The following is a 20283-nucleotide window of genomic DNA, read 5'->3' on the forward strand; positions in this document are numbered from 1 at the left end:
CCGCCCTTTAAGGAGTAAACTGCGCGCGATTTCCTTCCTTCCGGAGCACTCCATGTCCCGCGTTACCCTCAGCCGCTACCTGATCGAGCAGACCCGCTGCAACAACACCCCGGCCGATCTGCGTTTCCTTATCGAAGTGGTCGCACGGGCCTGCAAGGAGATCAGCCATCAGGTGTCCAAGGGGGCTCTGGGCGGCGTTCTGGGCAGCATGGGTACCGAGAACGTGCAGGGCGAGGTACAGAAGAAGCTCGACGTGATCTCCAACGAAATCCTCCTTGAGGCCAACGAGTGGGGCGGTCACCTGGCCGGCATGGCGTCGGAAGAAATGGACAACGCCTACCAGATTCCCGGCAAGTACCCGAAAGGTGCCTACCTGCTGGTATTCGACCCGCTCGACGGCTCCAGCAACATCGATGTCAACGTCTCGGTCGGCACCATCTTCTCGGTGCTGCGTTGCCCGGATCGCAATGGCGATGAAGGCGACCTGGGCGAGGAGGCCTTCCTCCAGCCGGGCACCCAGCAGGTAGCTGCCGGTTACGCGATCTACGGCCCGCAGACCATGCTGATGCTGACCCTCGGTGATGGCGTCAAGGGCTTTACCCTGGACCGCGAACTGGGCAGCTTCGTGCTTACCCACGACAACATCAAGGTGCCGGAGTCGACCAAAGAGTTCGCCATCAACATGTCCAACCAGCGCCACTGGGAAGCACCGGTGCAGCGTTACGTCAGCGAGTTGCTGGCGGGCGAGACCGGGCCGTTGGGCAAGAACTACAATATGCGCTGGGTCGCCGCGATGGTCGCCGACGTGCATCGCATCCTGACCCGTGGCGGCGTATTCATGTACCCGCGCGACAGCCGCGACCCCTCGATGCCGGGCAAGCTGCGCCTGATGTACGAGGCCAACCCGATGTCGATGATCATCGAGCAGGCCGGCGGCGTGGCCACCAACGGCACTCAGCGCATCCTCGATATCCAGCCGACTTCCCTGCACCAGCGCGTTGCAGTCTTCCTCGGTTCCAAGGAAGAAGTGCTGCGGATCACGGCTTACCACCGGGACTGAGTCATGCAGCAACCCTGGCAGCCCTTGCTTGACTGGTGGTTCGGTGCGGCCGGCTGCGGCTCTGGTGTGACGGCTGCCGAGGTGGCGGCCAGTCGCACGGCATTGTGGTTCGGTAAGCAGGACCGTCAGGATGATCAGGCGCGCGAGCAGTTTGGTGTGTGGGTCGAGCAGGCCCTGGCGGGCCAGCTGCAGGCCTGGCAAGGCGAGCCCGAAGGCTGGTTGGCCAACATCCTGCTGCTCGACCAGCTACCGCGGATGATCTTTCGCGATACTCCGCGGGCCTTTGCCGGCGATGCCCTGGCCCGTCCGTTGGCCCTGCAGGGGTTGACCCTGGCCTGGGATCAGCAGCTGCGCCCCATTCAGCGGGTATTTGTCTATCTGGTGCTGGAGCATGCCGAAGACCTGGCGCTGCAGAATCAGGCAGTAAAGCTGTTTCAGAGGTTGCACGAACAAGCCGCCAGCGCCGAGCGCGAGCTGTTTGCCGGCTACCTTGACTATGCCGAGCGCCACCAGCGGGTGATTGCCCGCTTCGGCCGTTTCCCCCATCGTAATCAGATTCTCGGGCGCACCAGCAGCGCCGATGAGTCTACCTTTTTGCTGGAACCCGGCTCGCGTTTTTGAGTTCCAAACAGGCATCTCGGATTTCGCTGTGCCAAGCTTGCTGTTCTTTCCCCTCTGGAGTCTGTGCCATGTCGTTGCGTCATTTCGCTTTGCTGTGCTGCTGTGTCGTGCTGGCTGCCTGTAGCAAGGTCAATCAGGATAATTACTCGAAACTCAAACCCGGCATGAACAAGACCGAGGTGGAGAGCCTGCTGGGCAGCCCGAGCGAGTGCGCGGGTGCATTGGGCATGTCGAGTTGCACCTGGGGCGATGAGCAGCGCTTTATCAGCGTCCAGTACGCCGGCGAGAAGGTCATGATGTTTTCCGGCAAGGGCCTCAAGTGATGCGTTTACTGCTGGCAGCGCTGGCCCTCGCCGTGTTGGCGGGCTGCGCCAACTCGGGTACCGGCGTGGTGCCGCCGCAAACCGTGGATCGGGTCGATCTGGAGCGTTATCAGGGCACCTGGTACGAGCTGGCGCGGCTGCCGATGTTTTTCCAACGTCACTGTGCGCAGTCCGAGGCAACCTACGGCCTGCAGGAGGACGGCAGCCTCGCCGTCAGCAATCGTTGCCGCACCATTACTGGGGAGTGGCAACAGGCGCAAGGGCAGGCGGTGCCGCAGCTGGCCGGGCAGAGCAACAAGCTCTGGGTCCGTTTCGATAACTGGGCCAGCCGTCTGCTGCCGGGGCTGACCAAGGGTGAGTACTGGGTGCTCTACCTGGACGATGACTACCAGAATGCCCTGGTCGGTCACCCGAACCGCAAGTACCTCTGGCTGCTGTCGCGCAGCCCGAGCGTTAGCGCCCAGACCCGCGAGCTGCTGCTCGGCGAGGCGCAGAGTCGTGGCTATGACACCGACCGCTTGATCTGGCGCAGCAGTGATCAGCAGATCGAGCGCTAGCAGGTCGCGGTTTTTTGCAGCCTGGTTCTGGCGCTGCTGTCCAGCCTGGCGTTGTGGCTGACCGCCAAGCGCGATGAGGCGAGTGCCTGCAGTCGTTTGGCGAGTTCTACTGCGGGTATATGCAGCGCAGCAGGATGTTTATTCCCTGGATCCTCTGAGCCCCACGTCAAACCCTGATGTGCGGTGCGCTGTGCGCCCCGCTTGCTGAGCTGCCAGGCGGCTACTGCCAGCTTAGCCGCGCCAGCTTCCACTCATCGCCTTCCAGCCACCATTCCATCTCAACGATAAAGTGGCGGGCACTGTCGGGAATCAGGCTTTCGGCACCGATCAGGGCCACCTGCGCTTCGGTGTGGCCTTTCTCGCGGTAGGTGTCATTGATGGCGCTGACCTTGCTCAGGGCCAGCACTTCGACGTTCTTGTGGCGCATAAACAGCAGCAACATGGTGCGCTGCGCCCACTCGCGGTCGAACTCCCCCTGGGCCGCGAACTGCGGGTGCAGCTGGTCGAGTACGGCGCTGTTTTTCTTCGCCACCAGGTTGTCCTGCAGTTGTTGCACGGCTGCTTCCAATGCTGCCTGCGGATCATCCTTGCCACCGCAACCGGCAAGCAGGGCGCAAAACATCAGGAAAGCTAAGGCAATTATCCTTGTTGGCATGCCGAACTCCTTTTTCATGGTTATGATGCCGGGCAGAGCGTTAAACGGTTGCGGCAGGAAGCAGTCGACGCTACGCATCAATTCAGGAGCATGCCATGCAGACCTTGTATCCGGAAATTAAACCCTATGCCCGTCATGAGCTGGCGGTGCAGGAACCGCACGTGCTCTATGTCGACGAAAGCGGTTCGCCGGATGGTCTGCCCGTGGTGTTTATCCATGGTGGCCCGGGTGCCGGCTGCGATGCCGCTAGCCGCCGCTATTTCGACCCCAACCTCTACCGCATCGTCACCTTCGATCAGCGCGGCTGTGGCCGTTCCACGCCCCACGCCAGCCTGGAGAACAACACCACCCAGGCGCTGATCGCCGATATGGAGCAGATCCGCGAGCACCTGGGCATCGACAAGTGGGTGCTGTTCGGCGGTTCCTGGGGCTCGACCCTGGCCCTGGCCTACGCTCAGGCCCATCCGCGGCGCGTGCATGGACTGATCCTGCGCGGCATCTTCCTCTGCCGGCCCCAGGAGTTCGACTGGTTCTATCAGGAAGGGGCCAGCCGGCTGTTCCCCGATTACTGGGAAGACTACCTGGCACCGATCCCGGCGGATGAGCGCGGCAACCTGATGCAGGCTTTCTACAAGCGCCTGACCGGTCCCGATCAGATCGCCCAGATGCATGCGGCGAAGGCCTGGTCGACCTGGGAAGGCCGCACCGCGACCCTGCGTCCCAACCCGCAGGTGGTCGACCGTTTCAGCGACGCCCACCGCGCGCTGTCGATCGCCCGCATCGAGTGCCATTACTTCGTCAACAATGCCTTCCTCGACCCCGATCAGCTGCTGCGCGATATGCCGAAGATCGCCCATCTGCCCGGGGTGATCGTGCATGGTCGCTACGATGTGATCTGCCCCCTGGACAACGCCTGGGCGCTTCATCAGGTCTGGCCCAACAGCGAGCTGCAGATCATCCGCGATGCCGGTCATTCGGCGGCGGAAACCGGGATCACCGATGCCCTGGTACGGGCAGCGGACGAACTGGCCCATCGCCTGCTCAACCTGGCTCCGGACGAAGCATGAAGGCACTGATTCAACGCGTACGCGGTGCGCGGGTGGAAGTCGCGGGCGAGGTGGTCGGCTCCATCGATCAGGGCCTGCTGGCACTGGTCGGGGTCGAGCCCCAGGACACGCCTGCCAGTGTCGAGAAAATCCTGCACAAGCTGCTCAACTACCGGGTGTTCAGCGACGATGCGGGCAAGATGAACCTGTCGCTCAGCGATGTGAACGGCGGCCTGCTGCTTGTGTCGCAGTTCACCCTGGCCGCCGATACCAGGAGCGGCCTGCGCCCAAGTTTCTCCAGCGCCGCACCGCCGGCCCTCGGGGCCGAACTGTTCGACCTGCTGGTAACCCAGGCCCGCGCCAGGCACCCGCAGGTCGCCACCGGCCAGTTCGGTGCTGATATGCAGGTGCATCTGGTCAATGATGGGCCGGTGACCTTTCTGCTAGAGAGCTAGCGCGCCAGGGCTTCTGCTACGAAGTCCAGGCGATCCTGGCCAAAGTGCATCTCGCTGCCGATAAAGAAGGTTGGCGCACCAAATACGCCACGTTTGACTGCTTCCTCTGTGGTGCTCTTCAGCCGCTCCTTGACCGCTTCATCGTTGATCAAGCGCTCGAATTCGACGGGGTCGAAGCCGGCTGCGCTGAGCACTTCGGTGACCACTTGCGGCTTGCCGAGGTTTTTCTGCTGCACCCACAGCGCCTCGAAAATGGTTTTTACATAGTGCTCGAAGCGCTCGCTGCCCTGATAACCGGTTGCGCCGCGCATCAGCGTCAGGGTGTTGATCGGGAAGCTCGGGTTGAAGGTCATTGCAACGCCATAGCGACTGGCAAAGCGCGCCAGGTCCTTGAGCATCCAGGTGCCCTTGCTTGGGATCATGACCGGAGACTGGTTGCCGGTGGCCTTGAATACGCCGCCAAGCAGCATCGGTCGCCAGATAATCTGCGCGCCGGCCTCATGTGCAATTCGCGGTAGCTGGGTCCAGGCCAGGTAACTGGCTGGGCTGCCGAAGTCGAAGAAGAACTCTACCTGTGTGCTCATTGGTTTTTCCTGCTGGTTGAGGCTCTGGATCTGACCGTAGCCCGGATAAGCCTTGGCGCAATCCGGCACCGCTGCCCCGGATTGCACCGCGTACCGCGGCTTATCCGGGCTACGCGTTTAGGCCGCGCAACCATTTGGAGTAATTGGGGCCTTGCATCTACACATAGGATCTACGTGAGGGTGCGCTCGGAGGATCAGAAGGTTTCCGTCCAGGGGCGCAGGTCCAGTTCATGCACCCAGCAATCGCGGGGCTGGCAATGGATCTGCCAGTAGGTCTCGGCGATATGTTCGGGGTTGAGAATGCCGTCCTGCTCCTTGCGCTGATACAACTCGGGAAAGGTGTCGCGGATAAAGGCGGTGTCGATGGCCCCGTCGATGACCGGGTGGGCGACATGGATGCCCTGGGGACCGAGCTCGCGGGCCATGCTCTGGGCCAGGGCGCGCAGGGCGAACTTGGCGCTGGCGAAGGCGGAAAAATTCGCTCGGCCACGCAGCGAGGCCGTCGCCCCGGTAAAAATGATCGTGCCTTGCCCGCGCGGCAGCATGACCTTGGCGGCTTCGCGGCCGGTGAGAAAACCGGCCAGCGCGGCCATTTCCCAGACCTTGCGGTAGACCCGCTCGGTGGTTTCGGTGATGGAGAACTGCACGTTGGCCCCGATATTGAACACCACCGCATGCAGCGGACCGACCTCGCGCTCGATGGTGGCAAACAGCTCGATGACCTGTTCCTCGACTCGCGCATCGCAGCCAAAGGCTCGTGCGCTGCCACCAGCCGCTTCAATATCCGCTACCAGCGTGCCGAGTTTCTCGGCATTACGCCGCGCCACGCAGGCGACATAGCCCTCGCGGGCGAAGCGTTTGGCGATGGCACCGCCGGTGGCGTCACCGGCACCTACTACCAGGATTGCTTTGCGTTCGCTCATTGCCGTCTCCATCAGTTCTATTTTGGAACCTGGCTTGATGGTCGGTTCCATTTTGGAACCTGTCAAGCTATGGTGAGCCATTGCTGTTGGAGATTGGCTTATGCGTTGGGAAGAACTGGAGCAGCAACCCTGCTCCCTGGCCCGTACCTTGTCGGTGGTGGGGGACCGCTGGACCCTGCTGGTGCTGCGCGAGAGTTTTCTCGGTATTCGCCGTTTCGACGAGTTCGAGAAGCGCCTGGGGATTACCCGGCACGTCCTGGCCGAGCGCCTGAAGAAGCTGGTGGAGGCCGGGGTGCTGGACAAGATGGCCTATCAGCAGCGCCCGGTGCGCGAGGAATACCGCCTGACGGCCAAGGGCCGCGACCTGTATCCGGCGATTCTGGCCCTGGTGCATTGGGGCGACCGCCATATGAGTGGCCCGGAAGGCGCGCCGATTCGGCATATCCACCGCACCTGTGGGCAGCCGATGCATGGCGTGCTGGTGTGCTCGGATTGTGGTGAGCCGCTGCTGCCAAGGGATGTGCAGCTGGAAGAGGCTCCTGCGCTTAAGGGCCAGTTGTTGCCTGAGCATTGGCACGCCCAGCAGGCTGGAGAAAAACCGTAGCCCGGATGTAATTCGGGAATTCTCGGTCCCGGATTGCATCCGGGCTACAAGTTGAACTGTAGGAGCACGCCATGGGTGTGAGCGATTCCCGTGTAGCGATTTTTTCGCGGGCATGGGCTAGGTGCCCCCGCCCATTCTGCGGGCTGATGTGTTCGCTTAAAACAGTCGCGCCAGTAGGGCGGTAACCGCGGTTTCCACCCGCAGAATCCGCTGGCCCAGCTGCACCGGTTGCAGGCCGGCTTCGGCAAGCTTTTCCACCTCGTAGGGAATCCAGCCGCCCTCCGGGCCGATGGCCAGGGTCACAGGCTGTTCGACTGCCCGTGGGCAGGCCGAGAAGTCGCCCGGATGACCAACCAGGCCCAGGGTACCGGCTGCGATGGCGGGTAGCTGATCTTCAACAAAGGGTTTGAAGCGCTTTTCGATAATGACTTCCGGCAGCACGGTATCGCGAGCCTGCTCCAGGCCGAGGATCAGCTGCTCGCGAATGGCTGCGGGTTCGAGGAAGGGCGTCTGCCAGAAGCTTTTTTCCACCCGGTAGCTGTTCAGCAGAATCAGCCTGGGCACGCCCATAGCGCTGACGGTTTGCAGCACGCGGCGCAGCATCTTCGGGCGGGGCAGGGCCAGCAGCAGGGTCAGCGGCAGTTTTTCCGGCGGTGGCTGGTCGAGCCGCACGGAAAGCTCAGCCTGTTCGGCATCCAGACGCAGCAGTTGGCCGCTACCCATCAGGCCATTCAGGCGGCCGACCCGCAGGCTGTCGCCGGCTTCGGCGCGGTGCACCTCATGCAGGTGCTTGAGACGGCGGCCGCTCAGCAGCACGCGGTCGGCGGCGATAAAGTCGCCGTCTTCCAGAAGCAGCAGGTTCACGGTTGTGCGGCTGGCGGCTGGTCGTGGGGTTCCGACGCAGGGTCTTCATCGCCGTGTTCATCACGGCGCTTGATCAGGCTGCCGCAGAGCAGGCCGGCCTCGAACAGCAGCCACATGGGCACGGCCAGCAGGGTCTGGGAGAACACGTCGGGCGGGGTCAGGACCATGCCGACGGCAAAGCAGCCGACAATCACATAGGGCCGGCTCTTGCGCAGGCTGGCGACATCGACAACGCCGACCCAGATCAGCAGAAAGGTGGCAATCGGGATTTCGAAGGCGACGCCGAAGGCGAAGAACAGGGTGAGGACGAAATCCAGGTATTGGCCGATATCGGTCATCATCGCCACGCCTTCCGGGGTCACGCTGGCGAAGAAGCCGAACATGATCGGGAACACCACGAAGTAGGCGAAGGCCATGCCGCCGTAGAACAGCAGGATGCTGGAGATCAGCAGGGGGATGGCGATGCGCTTCTCATGCTTGTACAGCCCCGGTGCGATAAAGCCCCAGATCTGATGCAGGATGATCGGGATCGCCAGAAACAGTGCGACCATCATGGTCAGCTTGAACGGGGTGAGAAACGGTGAGGCTACCCCGGTGGCGATCATCGTCGCGCCTTCGGGTAGATAGGCGCGCAGCGGTGCGGCGACCAGGGCGTAGATGTCCTGGGAGAAATAGAACAACCCGGCAAACAGCGTGAATACCGCCGCGACAATACGCAGCAGGCGCGTGCGCAGTTCGGTCAGGTGCGAGACCAGGGGCATTTCCTGATCGCTGTCCGGTCGTTGGCTCATGGCTGCGGGCTTTTATCCTGGCGGGTGCTGGTGTCAGTGGTGGCGGCCGGCTCTGCTGCGGGGGGCGCGGCAGGGCTTGGCTCGGTCAGGTTACCGAGGGGCGCGTTGAGGGTTTGCTTCATCGCGTTCATTTCCCGCTCAAGGTCGAGGATCTGCTCGTTATGCAGCTGCCGACGGATTTCGTCTGCGCCGATTTCGCGCTCGACCTCGGCCTTGATTGCGCTGAAGCTACGCTTGATCCGGCCGATCCACAGGCCGGCGGTGCGCACCGCGCCCGGCAGGCGATCGGGCCCCAATACGACCAGGGCGACCACGCCGATCAGCAGCAGCTCGGTAAAGCCGATATCGAACATGGCTTAGTCTTTTTTCGCCGGTTCTTCGACCTTGCGCGCCTGGGCGTCGATGGTCTGGCCCTTGGGCTCGTCCACCGCTGGCTTGTCGTCTTCGTTGCCCATGGATTTCTTGAAACCCTTGATCGCATCGCCCAGGTCGGAGCCCAGGCCCTTGAGGCGCTTGGTGCCGAACAGCATGACCACGATCAACAGGATGATCACCAGTTGCCAGATGCTAATGCCACCGAATCCCATAATGCGTACTCCGTAGTAAGAGGTTGATCAGTTTTGCGGGCGAGCGGCTTTTTCCGCATGCCCGGACAGGCCGAAGCGTCGATCCAGTTCGTCCAGTACGGCCTGGGGGTGCTGGCCGAGGGCGGCGAGCATGACCAGGCTGTGGAACCACAGGTCGGCGGTTTCGTAAATCACATCGCTGCAGTCCCCGCTGACTGCAGCATCCTTGGCGGCGAGAATGGTTTCCACCGATTCTTCGCCAACCTTTTCCAGAATCTTGTTCAGGCCCTTGTGGTACAGGCTGGCGACATAGGAACTGTCGGCGGCCGCGCCCTTGCGCGACTCCAGCACTTCGGCCAGGCGGCTCAGGGTGTCAGTCATGCCTGTGTCACTCATGTTTGTGTCCTGCGGCATAGATGGCATGCGGGTCTTTGAGCACCGCATCGACGGTTTTCCACTCGGCGTTTTCATAGACGCGGTAGAAGCAGCTTTCACGCCCGGTGTGGCAGGCGATACCGCCCAGTTGCTCGACCATCAGGATGACCACGTCGGCGTCGCAGTCCAAGCGCAGTTCGTGCAGCTTCTGCACATGGCCGGACTCTTCGCCCTTGCGCCACAGCTTACCGCGCGAACGCGACCAGTAGATGGCGCGCTGCTCGGCGGCAGTCAGGGCCAGGGCTTCGCGGTTCATCCAGGCCATCATCAGCACTCGGCCGGTTTTGTGATCCTGGGCGATTGCCGGTACCAGGCCGTCGGCGTTCCAGTTGATTTCGTCGAGCCAGTCAGTCATCGCTATTTCCGCCCACTCGGGCTGCTGGGTTATGGGGCTAGTGTGCCAGTGCGCAATCGGCGTGGCTATCGGCGCAGCACCAGGTAGACGCCGCCGGCAAGCATCGCCCAGCTCGGCCAGAGCAGCAGGCTGAGGGCCAGGCCCTGACTCACTGCGCCGCCGATCAGCACGGCACCGAGCAGGCGTGCCGGCCATTGGCGGCTGGGGCCGGGCTCGGCCGCGCGTGCGGCCGGTTGCTGGTTGAGCCGCTCCAGGGTGTCGCGGGCGATCTGCGACAGGTGCGGCACCTGCTCGGCCTGCTGTTGCAGGTTGCGCAGCAGGTGCAGCGGGCTGATGCGCTCGCGCATCCAGCGTTCGAGGAAGGGCTGGGCGGTGCTCCACAGGTCCAGGTCCGGATACAGCTGACGGCCCAGGCCTTCGATATTGAGCAGGGTCTTCTGCAGCAGAACCAGCTGCGGCTGCACTTCCATATTGAAGCGTCGGGCGGTCTGGAACAGGCGCAGCAGCAGCTGGCCGAAGGAAATATCCTTCAGTGGCCTTTCGAAGATCGGCTCGCACACGGTGCGGATCGCCGCCTCGAAATCATTCACCTTGGTGTCGGCCGGCACCCAGCCGGAGTCGATATGCAGCTGCGCCACGCGGCGGTAATCGCGCTTGAAGAAGGCGATCAGGTTGCGCGCCAGGTAATCCTGGTCCTCGTCGGTGAGGCTGCCGATGATGCCGCAGTCGATGGCAATGTACTGCGGGTTCCACGGCGTGCGGGTACTGACGAAGATATTGCCGGGGTGCATGTCGGCATGGAAGAAGCTGTCGCGAAACACCTGGGTGAAGAAGATTTCCACGCCGCGCTCGGCCAACAGCTTCATATCGGTGCGCTGGTCGGCCAGGGTTTCCAGGTCGGTGACCTGGATGCCGTAGATACGCTCCATCACCAGCACTTTCGGCCGGCACAGGTCCCAGTACACCTGGGGCACATAGAGCAGCGGTGAGCCTTCGAAGTTGCGCCGCAGCTGGCTGGCGTTGGCCGCTTCGCGCAGCAGGTCGAGCTCGTCGTAGATGGTCTTCTCGTAGTCGCTGACAATCTCCATCGGGCGCAGGCGGCGGGCATCGGCCGAGGCCTTTTCGGCCAGCCTGGCGAGCAGGAACAGCCAGGCGATGTCCTGTCCGATCACCGGTTTGAGGCCCGGGCGGATCACCTTGACCACCACTTCCTCGCCGCTTTTCAGTTGCGCCCCGTGCACCTGGGCGACCGAGGCGGAAGCCAGTGGCTGGGCGTCGAAGCGGGCAAACACCTCGCCGACCTTGGCCCCCAGTTGCGCCTCGATCAGCGCCAGCGAGTGAGCCGGGTCGAAGGGAGGCACCTGGTCCTGCAGCTTGGCCAGCTCGTCGGCGATATCCGGTGGCAGCAGGTCGCGGCGGGTCGACAGCAGCTGGCCGAACTTGATAAAGATCGGCCCCAGCTCTTCCAGAGCCAGGCGCAGACGCGCGCCGCGGCTCAGATTCAGCTTGCGCCGCGGCAGCCAGCGCCAGGGCAGCAGGGCACTGAGCACACGCAGCCAGGCGGGTACCGGCAGGGCCAGCAGCAGGTCGTCGAGTTGGTAGCGGATGATGACCTGCTGGATACGGAACAGGCGGCGAACGGCAAGCAGCTTCATGTCTGGGGCTTATGCAGTTGGGCGAGGCGCTCGATACGCGCGTCGAGACGGTCGAGGGCCAGCTTGAGGTTATCCAGCTCGGCGAAGCGCGCATCGGCTTCGCGCTGACCCACCAGGCTGCGGGATTCTTCGCTGAGGTAGTCGGCCAGGTTCAGGCGCAGGCTGTCGAGGGCCTGACTGCTCCAGTTCACCCGGCTGCGCAGATGGCCGCCGAGCAGCTGGCTGCCGACCGGGCCGAGCCAGCGCGACAGCTCGTATTCCCAGTCCAGTTCCAGGTCCTGGAGGATGCCGGACAGCTCCAGCAGGGCGGCGCTGTCGCCCTCCAGGCTGACTTCCGGGCTGTGCAGGATGCGGGTCTTGTCCTTGCTGGTGGCCAGGCGCACCAGGCTGGCGGCGGGGGCGCGCAGCCGGCAGTCGGCCGGGCCTTCCCACTGCGCGGCCAGTTGCAAGCCCGTGGCGCTGGGCAGAATAAACAGCTGCAGGTTCGGCGCGGCACATTCGACGGCAATCACCCGGCCGCTCAGGCGGGCCAGGCGTGGCAGCGCAGTGCTGTCCATGGCCAGTACCCGGTTGAGGCCGCGTTCGACCCCGGCATACAGCCCCGTGAGTAACATCAGGGTTTGATGCCGCGGTGCAGGGCGACGATGCCGCCGGTCATATTGTGGTAGGTCACGCGCTCGAAGCCGGCCTCGACCATCATCGCCTTGAGGGTGTCCTGATCCGGGTGCATGCGGATCGACTCGGCCAGGTAGCGGTAGCTCTCGGCGTCGTTGCTGATCAGCTTGCCGGCCAACGGCATGAACTTGAAAGAGTAGGCGTCGTAGAACTTCGACAGCAGCTCGCTGGACGGCTTGGAGAACTCCAGTACCAGCAGGCGGCCGCCGGGCTTGAGTACGCGCAGCATGGAACGCAGGGCGTCTTCCTTGTGCGTCACGTTGCGCAGGCCGAAGGCGATGGTCACCACATCGAAGTGGTTATCCGGGAAGGGCAGCTTCTCGGCGTCGGCCTGGACAAAGCTGACGTTGCCGGCCACGCCCTTGTCGAGCAGACGGTCACGGCCGACGCGCAGCATCGACTCGTTGATATCGGCCAGCACTACTTCGCCGGTCGGGCCGACCAGGGCGGAGAACTTGCGGGTCAGGTCGCCTGTGCCGCCGGCGATGTCCAGCACCCGATTGCCCGGGCGCACGCCGGACAGTTCGATGGTGAAGCGCTTCCACAGGCGATGCAGGCCGCCGGACAGCACATCGTTCATCAGGTCGTACTTGGCCGCTACCGAGTGAAAGACTTCGGCGACTTTTTCCGCCTTCTGGCTTTCCGGCACATTCTGGAAGCCGAAGTGGGTGGTGGGTTCGCTGTCGTTGCTCTTGCGCGGGTCGTTCATCTTGCCCTTTCCCTTAACAGAGAGGCGGAATCAAAGTGGCGGCCATTCTAAACCTAAAAGGTCGCCATGGGCTTCACGCCACACGCTTCGATTAAACCTTTGCGAGGGCTCGGATGGCGACAGGCCGATGCGCCTGCAGCTTGCCACGCGCAGCCTTGCTATAGTCGCAGCGACCTAAGGTCGCAGTTAACTGGCGAGGAGAAAGGCCATGGCCAAAATCAATATCGAGCGCACCCATTGCCTGGGGCGCGAAGTCGCCCGGGAGAAGGCCGAGGAGCTGGCCGAGCGCCTGGCCCGTGAATACGACGTGCGCTATCGCTGGAATGGTGACAGCCTGGAGTTCAAACGCAGCGGTGCCGATGGGCGAATCGACGTGGCCGAGGACAGCGTGCGCGTGCAGCTCAACCTGGGGCTGTTGCTGTCGGCCATGAGCGGCAGCATCAAACGCGAGATCGAAGAGGTGCTGGACAAGAATCTGCAGGCTTGAGGTGCTGTTTAAAATTGCACCAGGCAGTTTTTGATGGCTTGCCATCCATGGCAGCCACCCTTCGGGCCGTTGCTGCGCAACGTTAAAAACTGCTCCCGGCAGTTTTTTCTCACGCTTAGTATGCGGTTTCTAATTTTCATCGATACCTTGCATCTAAGCCTGCATTACGTGGGCGTTTCCTCGAAACACTTAGAGTGAGGTGCACCATGTCGAAAGTTGCCGTTAAAAAGAAAGCAGAAGTCGAAGAAGCCGTTACCGTGCTGAGCGACGTTAAAGTTTATGCCCGCAAGATCTGGCTGGCTGGCCTGGGTGCCTACGCCAAAGCCGGTCAAGAGGGTGCCGAGTATTTCAAGGAACTCGTCAAGAGCGGCGAAGGCGTTGAAAAACAAGGCAAAAAGCTGGTCAACGAACAGGTTGAAGCAGCCAACAGCCAGATCGATAGTGTCAAGAGCACTGTCACCAGCAACGTCAGCAGCGTGAAAGGCAAAGTTGAAGTGCAGCTCGACAAGATCGAGAAGGCTTTCGACAACCGTGTAGCCAGCGCCCTGAACCGCATTGGTATCCCGTCCAAGCAGGATGTTGAAGCACTCTCTGCTAAGCTGGATGAGCTGAGCGCGTTGCTCGAGCACGTCGCGCGTACCAAATAAGGAGAGCAGGATGGCTGTCAAAAAGAAAACCGAAAAGCAAACCACTTCCTGGATCGGCGAAGTAGAAAAATACTCGCGTCAGATCTGGTTGGCCGGTTTGGGTGCCTACTCCAAGGTCAGCAAGGACGGCAACAAGCTGTTCGACACGCTGGTCAAGGACGGCGAAAAAGCCGAGAAGCTGGCCAAGACCGAAGTCGACAAGCAAGTGGATGCTGTGAAGTCCACTGTGGGCTCGAAAGTTGACACCGCCAAGTCGCGTGTTGATGAGGTTAAGGACAAGGCGCTGGGCAAGTGGGGCGAGCTGGAAGAAGCCTTCGACAAGCGGTTGAACAACGCCATTTCGCGTCTCGGTGTACCGAGCCGCAATGAAGTGAAGGCGCTCAACGCCAAGGTCGAAAGCCTGACCAAGCAGATCGAGCAACTGACCGGCGTATCGGTCAAGTCGGTCAAGCCTGCGGCCAAGAAGGTTGCGGCTAAGCCTGCAGCCAAACCAGCGGCTAAGCCAGCTGCCAAGCCTGTGGCAAAAGCAGCGGCCAAGCCTGCTGCCAAGCCTGCGGTCAAAGCAGCAGCTAAGCCGGCTGCCAAGCCTGCGGTCAAAGCAGCAGCCAAGCCGGCCGCCAAGCCTGCGGTCAAAGCAGCAGCTAAGCCTGCCGCCAAGCCAGCAGTCAAGGCCGCCGCCAAGCCTGTAGCTGCCAAGCCTGCTGCTGTGGCTCCGGCCGTTGCCGCGGCTCCTGCTCCGGCCGCTGCACCTGTAGCCGCTGCACCGGTAACACCTGCCAGCCAGTCGTAAGACCTGCGGCAGTAATCACAAACGCCCGGCCTAGTGCCGGGCGTTTGCGTTTGTGGCGTTTAGTCGAGCAGGTAACGCTGGGCCAGTTGCTCGGCGGCGAAGCGCGAGTCGCTGGCCAGGTGCGGTGCAGCCAGCATCATCACCTGATAGACCACCAGGCGGCTTTCGCCTTCACGGCCGAGGATGCGCTGGTAGTCGAGGGAGAACAGCAGGGTCAGGGTGATCTGCTCCACCAGTTGGCCGAGGGCCTGGGTGTCGCTTAGCAGTTGACCAGCGGCCTGCAGGCGTGCGAGCAGCTCGGCCAGGGCGCGTTTCAGGCTATTGAGCCAGTGGCGCATGCCGCGCTCCAGCTTGGGCAAGCGGCTGGTCAGGTTGGACAGGTCCTGAAACAGGAAGCGGTAGTGGGCCAGGCGCTCGACGATCAGGTGCAGGAACAGCCAGTAGTCTTCCACATCCAGCTGCACGTCTTCCGGCGGCGACAACAATGGAGCCAGCTCGCTCTGGAAACGCTCGAACAGGCCAAGGATCAGCGGTTCCTTGCCATGGAAGTGGTAATACAGGTTGCCTGGGCTGATGCCCAGTTCATTGGCGATCTCCAGGGTGGAGACGTTGGGTTCGCCCTTCTGATTGAACAGCTGCAGGGCACATTCGAGGATACGGTCGCGGGTCTTCATCCGGTCTTCTTATTCTGGCCGTGTGGATTGCCCAGGTAGCGGGCCGCCAGTTGCGGCGGCCTGCATGCGAAGTTAGCGCACATGCACATAGGTGCCGGGCGCATCCTCCATGGGCGGGTAGTGTGGGTTGCCCAGAGCCATAAGGGTCTCGCGGGTTTCTCCGGAATGGGCCTGAATCCAGCTCAGCCATTCGGGCCACCAGCTGCCTTGCATATGTTTGGCGTCGTGGTACCAGGCGCGGGGGTCGCCGGTCAGTTTGCCGTTCTCGAAGAAATTGGCCTTGGGGTTACCCGGCGGGTTGAGGATGCTCTGGATATGCCCGCTGTTGGACAGGATAAAGCGCCGGTTGCCGCCGAGCAGCAGGGTCGAGCGGTACACCGCATCCCAGGGGGTGATGTGGTCGTTGATTCCGGCCACGCTGAAACTGTCCACCGTGACCTTCTGCAGGTCGACCGGGGTACCGCAGATTTCCAGGCCTTGGGCGCGGCTGAGTGGGTTGTGTTTGAAGAAGTCGATCAGGTCGCCATGCAGGGCAGCTGGCAGGCGGGTGTTGTCGTTGTTCCAGTAGAGGATGTCGAAGGCAGGCGGCTGCTTGCCGAGCAGGTAGTTGTTGACCCAGTAGTTCCAGATCAGGTCGTTGGGGCGCATCCAGGCGAATACCTTGGCCATGTCGCGACCGTTCAGCACGCCCTGCTGGTAGGAGCGACGCTTGGCCGCCTCCAGGGTCTGTTCGTCGGCGAACAGCATGGCGGGGCTGTCGATCTGGCTGTCCAGCAGGCTGACCAGATAGGTGGCGCTGGCGACTTTGCGCAACTGCCGCTTGGCCTGCAGGTGGCCCTGCAGGGCGGCGATGGTCAGGCCGCCGGCGCAGGCCCCGAGCAGGTTGACCTCCTTGCTGCCGGTGATCGCCCGGCAGGCATCAATGGCTTCTTCGACCGCCTGCACATAGCTCGATAAACCCCACTCGCGGTGTCGCGGGTCGGGGTTGCGCCAGCTGATGACAAAGGTCTGCAGGCTGTTCTTCAGCGCGTACTGAACGAAGCTCTTGTCGCTGGCGAGGTCGAAGATATAGAACTTGTTGATCTGCGGCGGCACGATCAACAGCGGCTTGGCGTACTGCTTCTCGCTCATCGGCTTGTACTGGATCAGCTCCAGCAGGTCGTTGCGAAACACCACGGCACCGCTGGTGGTGGCCAGGTTGCGGCCGACTTCGAAGGCATGCTTGCTGACCTGGCTGGGCATGCCGTCGTTGTTGAGCAGGTCGTCGAACAGGTGACCCAGGCCCTTGATCAGGCTGCTGCCGCCGGTGTCGAACAGCTCCTTGAGCGCCTTTGGGTTGAGCAGGCTGTTGGAGGGTGACAGAGCATCGCCGAGCAGGGCGGCGATAAAGCGCGCGCGGGAACGGTCGTCAGCGCTCATGCTGCTCTCGTCTATCCAGTTGTTGAGCTGTTTCTGGCAGGCCAGGTAGGACTGCAGGCTGCGTTTGTAGAGCGGGTTGTGGTGCCAGGTCGGATCGGCAAACCGAGCATCCTGGGGGTTGACCTGATAGGGAGTGTCGCCGAGCAGGACCCGACCCAGTTGACCGCCCAGGGCCAGCACGTGGCGGGCGCTGTGTACGGGTTGCTTGAGACCTTGCAGGGCCAGACTGCGTAGCGTGGACAGAACATCACGGCCACGCAGTCCGGCGACGGCGTTTTGTGCATTCATCGGGCGGTAGGAGGCAGGCAGGGCCTTTTTGGTCGGCTGGTCTCGCATTGGGCAACACTCCGTCGTCAAACCGTGAGACTTCAAGGTTTACAGGTAAGCAGCAAGGCTTATACCAATGGGCACGAAGGGGCATCCCAGACTGCGTCGCGCCAGGCCTCAGGAATACCGCGTGCCCGGAAACGGGTCAAGTGTTGCCTGTGTGCACCAGCACAGTGCCGGATTTCGATCCAGTGTCTTATCCGGGGCGACGGTCAATGGCTGCGGGCGGGGGTGGGGTGCGGGTGCATGATGGCGCGCTGCCGTTCTTCCTCGAGAAACTTCATGATGATCGGCGCGACGGCCTCGGCGCGGGTCACCAGGAACAGGTGGCCGTCGTCGATTACATGCAGTTCCGAGTTGGGGATACGCCAGGCCAGCAAGCGCATATTCACCAGCGGGATCAGCGGATCGTCGTCGCCAGCCATCACCAGCGTCGGTTGGCGAATCTTGTGTAGCCAGTGGATGCTGGTCCAACCGAGGCCTGCGAACAGCTGCCAGTAGTAGCCCATCTTGCCGCCCGAACGGACTTTACTGGCATGCGCCAGGGCCAGCTTGGGGTCGCGGCGGAAGGCCCCGCCGTAGATATCGGGAGCGATCTGCACGCCGTATGAAGGCTGTACATAACGCCGCGGGCTGGCCATGCACCAGAGCACCTTGGGTTTGCCGGGAATCATCACCGCGCCGGCCGAGGTGGCGGCGAGGATCAGCTTCTTGCAGCGCTCCGGGTAATCGTGGGCGAACTGCTGCGCCAGGGCACCGCCCCAGGACACGCCAATCGCATTGACCTGGCCGTAGTCGAGGTAGTCGAGCATGCGCGCGGCCAGCTTGGCCAGGCCAGGAAAGCGGTAAGGCGTGCTGGGCGTGGAGGAACCGCCAACGCCGGGCACGTCGAAGGCGATCACCTCCAGGCCGGGGTCGAGGGCGCGGACGAAGGGCATGACAAGTTCCAGGTTGGCACCGATGCCGTTGAAGATCAGCAGGGGTGTCATCTGGCCGTTGCCTGGGCGAACGGCGGTACGAATGGTCTGGCCGTCCAGTTCGATGGTACGGAATACAAAGGGTAACGACATACGCAAAAGCCCTATCAAGAAAAACACTGGGTCAGACCGTCCAGGTCACTCCCAGAACCGCCAGGGCAAAGCCTGGTTCGCCACATCCGGGCCAATTGGCTCGGACTGGCGAGCGGCACTTCCAGTGCCGCGGGCAGTGTTGCGCAATGCGCAGTCGATTAGCGTTCGTGCACGTAGGTGCCGGGGGCGGCTTCGCCCGCGGCATATTTCTTGTTGCCCAGCTGTCCGGGGGCCTTTTTCTGCTCGCCGGAGCGCTCGGCCAGCCAGGTCTGCCAATGCAGCCACCAGGAGTCGGCATGCTTGGTCGAGCTGGCCAGCCAGGCCTTGGGGTTGAGCGGCATTTCGCTGTTGGTCATGTAGCGCGCCTTGGGGTTGCCAGGCGGGTTGAGAATGCTCTGGATATGCCCGCTGTTGGACAACACGAATTCGACTTTGCCGCCGAACAGGTTGGCCGACTTGTAGCAGGACTCCCAGGGGGTGATGTGGTCGGTGGTGCCGGCGACGCAGAACAGGTCGCAGGTGACCTGCTTGAGGTCGATCGGCGTGCCGCAGACTTCCAGCGCACCGGGGCGAATCAGCGGGTTGGAGGTAAACATGTCGATAAACTCGCCGTGCAGGGCAGCTGGCAGGCGGGTGGTGTCGTTGTTCCAGTAGAGGATGTCGAACACCGGTGGCTCGTTGCCGAGCAGGTAGTTGTTGACCCAGTAGTTCCAGATCAGGTCGTTGGGGCGCATCCAGGCGAACACCTTGGCCATGTCGCTGCCTTCCAGCACGCCAGCCTGATAGGAGCGGCGCTTGGCGGCTTCCAGGCTTTTCTCGTCGGCGAACAGTGCCACGTCGGTTTCCAGACGGTTGTCCAGCACGCTGACCAGCAGGGTCAGGGCGTGCACCTTGTGCTCGCCGAGGGCCGCATAGTGGCCCAGCAGGGAGGTGGTGGTGAGGCCGCCGGAGCAGGCCCCGAGCATGTTGATGTCCTTGCTGCCGGTGACGGCGGTGACCACATCGATGGCTTCCTTCAGCGCTTCGATATAGCTCGACAGGCCCCACTCGCGGTGGGCCTTGGTCGGGTTGCGCCAGCTCACCACGAAGGTCTGGATGCCGTTGCGCAACAGGAAGCGGGCCACGCTCTTTTCCTGCGACAGGTCGAAGATATAGAACTTGTTGATCTGCGGCGGTACCACCAGCAGCGGACGCTGGTGGACCTGCTCGGTGATCGGCTTGTACTGGATCAGTTCCAGCACTTCGTTGCGGAAGATCACCGCGCCGTCGGTGGTGGCCAGGTTCTTGCCGACCTCGAAGGCATTCATGTTGACCTGGCTGGGCATGCCGCCGTTGTTGACGATGTCCTTGGCCAGGTGCGACAGGCCGTCGAGCAGGCTCTTGCCGCCGGTTTCGAAGAAGCGCTTGACCGCAGCCGGGTTGGCCACGGTGTTGGTCGGGGCCATGGCTTCGGTCATCAGGTTGATCACGAAGTGGCCGCGGCTGGCATCCTGCTCGGACAGGTTGCTGTGCTCGACCCAGTCATGCAGCTCCTTGCGCCAGGCCAGGTAGGTCTGCAGGTAGCGCTTGTACAGCGGGTTCTGGCTCCAGGCCGGATCGGCAAAGCGGCGGTCGCCGTCGTCGGGTTTGAGTTCGGACTGGCCGAACATCACGTTCTTCAGTTCCATGCCGAAATGGGCGACATGCTTGGCGCTGTGAAAAGGCTGTTTGATGGCCTGGCGCAATACCAGGCGGGCTGAAGTCAGCAGGTCTCTACCGCTGATGCCGATCACCGGGTTAAGGCCGAGAGTGTTCTCGGAGGCCTGGCGCTTCAGGTCATCATTGTTCTTGTCAGTCATCTACAACGCTCCATTGTCCTGAGACGAAATACCGGCGTACTGCTTGCTGTGCGCGGCGACACAAAGCGAAGGGCCAGGTACTGCCCGGGTTACCTAGGGCGGATCAGCTCCGCAGTCTTCCTCACACCCGCTGTGCCCGGACGCAAGGAAACT

The 20283-nt window shown here is 62.5% G+C and carries 26 protein-coding genes; 10 read left to right on the forward strand and 16 right to left on the reverse strand.

Annotated features, from left to right (window positions below):
• Window positions 1-52 precede the first annotated feature (52 nt).
• The 4 genes from WMW70_RS01490 to WMW70_RS01505 all read left to right on the forward strand — a co-directional run bounded on the left by WMW70_RS01490 (window position 53) and on the right by WMW70_RS01505 (window position 2561).
• Window positions 53-1060: a class 1 fructose-bisphosphatase gene (locus WMW70_RS01490; RefSeq protein ID WP_341435751.1), complete on the forward strand. Its 1008-nt coding sequence runs from the start codon at window positions 53-55 to the stop codon at window positions 1058-1060.
• Between the two features lie 3 nt (window positions 1061-1063).
• Entirely contained in the window at window positions 1064-1681 is a 618-nt protein-coding gene (locus WMW70_RS01495; RefSeq protein ID WP_341435752.1) for a DUF924 family protein, read from the forward strand.
• A 68-nt stretch (window positions 1682-1749) separates the two neighbouring features.
• Entirely contained in the window at window positions 1750-2004 is a 255-nt protein-coding gene (gene bamE, locus WMW70_RS01500; RefSeq protein ID WP_341435753.1) for an outer membrane protein assembly factor BamE domain-containing protein, read from the forward strand.
• Complete coding sequence (locus WMW70_RS01505) at window positions 2004-2561, forward strand: lipocalin family protein (RefSeq protein ID WP_341435754.1); 558 nt, start codon at window positions 2004-2006, stop codon at window positions 2559-2561. Before bamE ends, WMW70_RS01505 begins: the two co-directional genes overlap by 1 nt.
• Window positions 2562-2781: 220 nt before the next feature.
• Here the strand turns inward: WMW70_RS01505 and WMW70_RS01510 are convergent, their stop codons facing one another.
• Window positions 2782-3216, reverse strand: a complete 435-nt coding sequence (locus tag WMW70_RS01510; RefSeq protein ID WP_341435755.1) for a hypothetical protein — start codon at window positions 3214-3216, stop codon at window positions 2782-2784.
• A 95-nt stretch (window positions 3217-3311) separates the two neighbouring features.
• Between WMW70_RS01510 and pip the strand changes: the two genes are divergently transcribed.
• Together pip and dtd are read left to right on the forward strand one after the other, a co-directional pair.
• Window positions 3312-4283 (forward strand): prolyl aminopeptidase, encoded by a 972-nt coding sequence (pip, locus tag WMW70_RS01515; RefSeq protein ID WP_341435756.1) that lies wholly within the window; start codon window positions 3312-3314, stop codon window positions 4281-4283.
• Window positions 4280-4717, forward strand: coding sequence for a D-aminoacyl-tRNA deacylase (gene dtd / locus WMW70_RS01520; protein ID WP_341435757.1), 438 nt, complete (start codon window positions 4280-4282; stop codon window positions 4715-4717). Before pip ends, dtd begins: the two co-directional genes overlap by 4 nt.
• Here dtd and WMW70_RS01525 read toward each other — a convergent pair.
• Window positions 4714-5301 (reverse strand): 2-hydroxychromene-2-carboxylate isomerase, encoded by a 588-nt coding sequence (locus tag WMW70_RS01525; RefSeq protein ID WP_341435758.1) that lies wholly within the window; start codon window positions 5299-5301, stop codon window positions 4714-4716. The genes dtd and WMW70_RS01525 overlap by 4 nt on opposite strands.
• A 194-nt stretch (window positions 5302-5495) precedes the next feature.
• The gene (locus tag WMW70_RS01530) at window positions 5496-6224 is read right to left on the reverse strand and encodes an SDR family oxidoreductase (RefSeq protein ID WP_341435759.1); all 729 of its coding nucleotides are present in this window, start codon (window positions 6222-6224) and stop codon (window positions 5496-5498) included.
• A 100-nt stretch (window positions 6225-6324) separates the two neighbouring features.
• Between WMW70_RS01530 and WMW70_RS01535 the strand changes: the two genes are divergently transcribed.
• Window positions 6325-6828, forward strand: coding sequence for a winged helix-turn-helix transcriptional regulator (locus tag WMW70_RS01535; RefSeq protein WP_341435760.1), 504 nt, complete (start codon window positions 6325-6327; stop codon window positions 6826-6828).
• 156 nt (window positions 6829-6984) lie between these two features.
• Here WMW70_RS01535 and WMW70_RS01540 read toward each other — a convergent pair whose 3' ends face one another.
• The 9 genes from WMW70_RS01540 to ubiE all read right to left on the reverse strand — a co-directional run bounded on the left by WMW70_RS01540 (window position 6985) and on the right by ubiE (window position 12878).
• On the reverse strand, window positions 6985-7692 hold the full coding sequence (locus WMW70_RS01540; RefSeq protein ID WP_341435761.1) for a 16S rRNA (uracil(1498)-N(3))-methyltransferase: 708 nt from the start codon (window positions 7690-7692) through the stop codon (window positions 6985-6987).
• The gene (tatC, locus tag WMW70_RS01545) at window positions 7689-8483 is read right to left on the reverse strand and encodes a twin-arginine translocase subunit TatC (RefSeq protein ID WP_341435762.1); all 795 of its coding nucleotides are present in this window, start codon (window positions 8481-8483) and stop codon (window positions 7689-7691) included. The genes WMW70_RS01540 and tatC overlap by 4 nt, the downstream gene beginning before the upstream one ends.
• Window positions 8480-8836 carry a Sec-independent protein translocase protein TatB gene (gene tatB / locus WMW70_RS01550; protein WP_341435763.1) on the reverse strand — a complete coding sequence of 119 codons (357 nt, stop codon included), beginning with the start codon at window positions 8834-8836 and terminating at the stop codon, window positions 8480-8482. Before tatB ends, tatC begins: the two co-directional genes overlap by 4 nt.
• Before the next feature lie 3 nt (window positions 8837-8839).
• Window positions 8840-9070: a twin-arginine translocase TatA/TatE family subunit gene (tatA, locus tag WMW70_RS01555; RefSeq protein ID WP_325505642.1), complete on the reverse strand. Its 231-nt coding sequence runs from the start codon at window positions 9068-9070 to the stop codon at window positions 8840-8842.
• 27 nt (window positions 9071-9097) lie between these two features.
• Window positions 9098-9430: a phosphoribosyl-ATP diphosphatase gene (locus tag WMW70_RS01560; protein WP_274087686.1), complete on the reverse strand. Its 333-nt coding sequence runs from the start codon at window positions 9428-9430 to the stop codon at window positions 9098-9100.
• Window positions 9431-9437: 7 nt separating this feature from the next.
• Window positions 9438-9839: a phosphoribosyl-AMP cyclohydrolase gene (gene hisI, locus WMW70_RS01565; protein ID WP_341435764.1), complete on the reverse strand. Its 402-nt coding sequence runs from the start codon at window positions 9837-9839 to the stop codon at window positions 9438-9440.
• A 65-nt stretch (window positions 9840-9904) separates the two neighbouring features.
• Entirely contained in the window at window positions 9905-11494 is a 1590-nt protein-coding gene (gene ubiB, locus WMW70_RS01570; protein ID WP_341435765.1) for a ubiquinone biosynthesis regulatory protein kinase UbiB, read from the reverse strand.
• On the reverse strand, window positions 11491-12108 hold the full coding sequence (locus WMW70_RS01575) for a ubiquinone biosynthesis accessory factor UbiJ (protein ID WP_341435766.1): 618 nt from the start codon (window positions 12106-12108) through the stop codon (window positions 11491-11493). The genes ubiB and WMW70_RS01575 overlap by 4 nt, the downstream gene beginning before the upstream one ends.
• The gene (gene ubiE, locus WMW70_RS01580) at window positions 12108-12878 is read right to left on the reverse strand and encodes a bifunctional demethylmenaquinone methyltransferase/2-methoxy-6-polyprenyl-1,4-benzoquinol methylase UbiE (RefSeq protein ID WP_341435767.1); all 771 of its coding nucleotides are present in this window, start codon (window positions 12876-12878) and stop codon (window positions 12108-12110) included. The genes WMW70_RS01575 and ubiE overlap by 1 nt, the downstream gene beginning before the upstream one ends.
• Window positions 12879-13086: 208 nt before the next feature.
• On the opposite strand from ubiE, the gene WMW70_RS01585 reads away from it, so the two are divergent.
• From WMW70_RS01585 to WMW70_RS01595, 3 genes are all read left to right on the forward strand, one after another.
• Window positions 13087-13365 carry a polyhydroxyalkanoic acid system family protein gene (locus tag WMW70_RS01585; protein ID WP_341435768.1) on the forward strand — a complete coding sequence of 93 codons (279 nt, stop codon included), beginning with the start codon at window positions 13087-13089 and terminating at the stop codon, window positions 13363-13365.
• 206 nt (window positions 13366-13571) lie between these two features.
• Window positions 13572-14012, forward strand: a complete 441-nt coding sequence (locus WMW70_RS01590) for a phasin family protein (RefSeq protein WP_341435769.1) — start codon at window positions 13572-13574, stop codon at window positions 14010-14012.
• 10 nt (window positions 14013-14022) lie between these two features.
• Window positions 14023-14802, forward strand: a complete 780-nt coding sequence (locus WMW70_RS01595) for a phasin family protein (RefSeq protein ID WP_341435770.1) — start codon at window positions 14023-14025, stop codon at window positions 14800-14802.
• A 59-nt stretch (window positions 14803-14861) separates the two neighbouring features.
• On the opposite strand, the gene WMW70_RS01600 is transcribed toward WMW70_RS01595, so the two are convergent.
• From WMW70_RS01600 to phaC (WMW70_RS01615), 4 genes are all read right to left on the reverse strand, one after another.
• Window positions 14862-15476, reverse strand: a complete 615-nt coding sequence (locus WMW70_RS01600) for a TetR/AcrR family transcriptional regulator (protein ID WP_341435771.1) — start codon at window positions 15474-15476, stop codon at window positions 14862-14864.
• A gap of 72 nt (window positions 15477-15548) precedes the next feature.
• On the reverse strand, window positions 15549-17231 hold the full coding sequence (gene phaC / locus WMW70_RS01605) for a class II poly(R)-hydroxyalkanoic acid synthase (protein ID WP_341435772.1): 1683 nt from the start codon (window positions 17229-17231) through the stop codon (window positions 15549-15551).
• A gap of 203 nt (window positions 17232-17434) precedes the next feature.
• Window positions 17435-18292: a poly(3-hydroxyalkanoate) depolymerase gene (phaZ, locus tag WMW70_RS01610; RefSeq protein WP_341435773.1), complete on the reverse strand. Its 858-nt coding sequence runs from the start codon at window positions 18290-18292 to the stop codon at window positions 17435-17437.
• A 158-nt stretch (window positions 18293-18450) separates the two neighbouring features.
• A complete protein-coding gene (phaC, locus tag WMW70_RS01615; protein WP_341435774.1) occupies window positions 18451-20130 on the reverse strand; it encodes a class II poly(R)-hydroxyalkanoic acid synthase in 1680 nt (559 codons plus the stop codon).
• Window positions 20131-20283: the final 153 nt, after the last annotated feature.

Origin of the sequence: Pseudomonas sp. XK-1 (assembly GCF_038069885.1) — a bacterium.
Lineage (GTDB): Bacteria > Pseudomonadota > Gammaproteobacteria > Pseudomonadales > Pseudomonadaceae > Aquipseudomonas.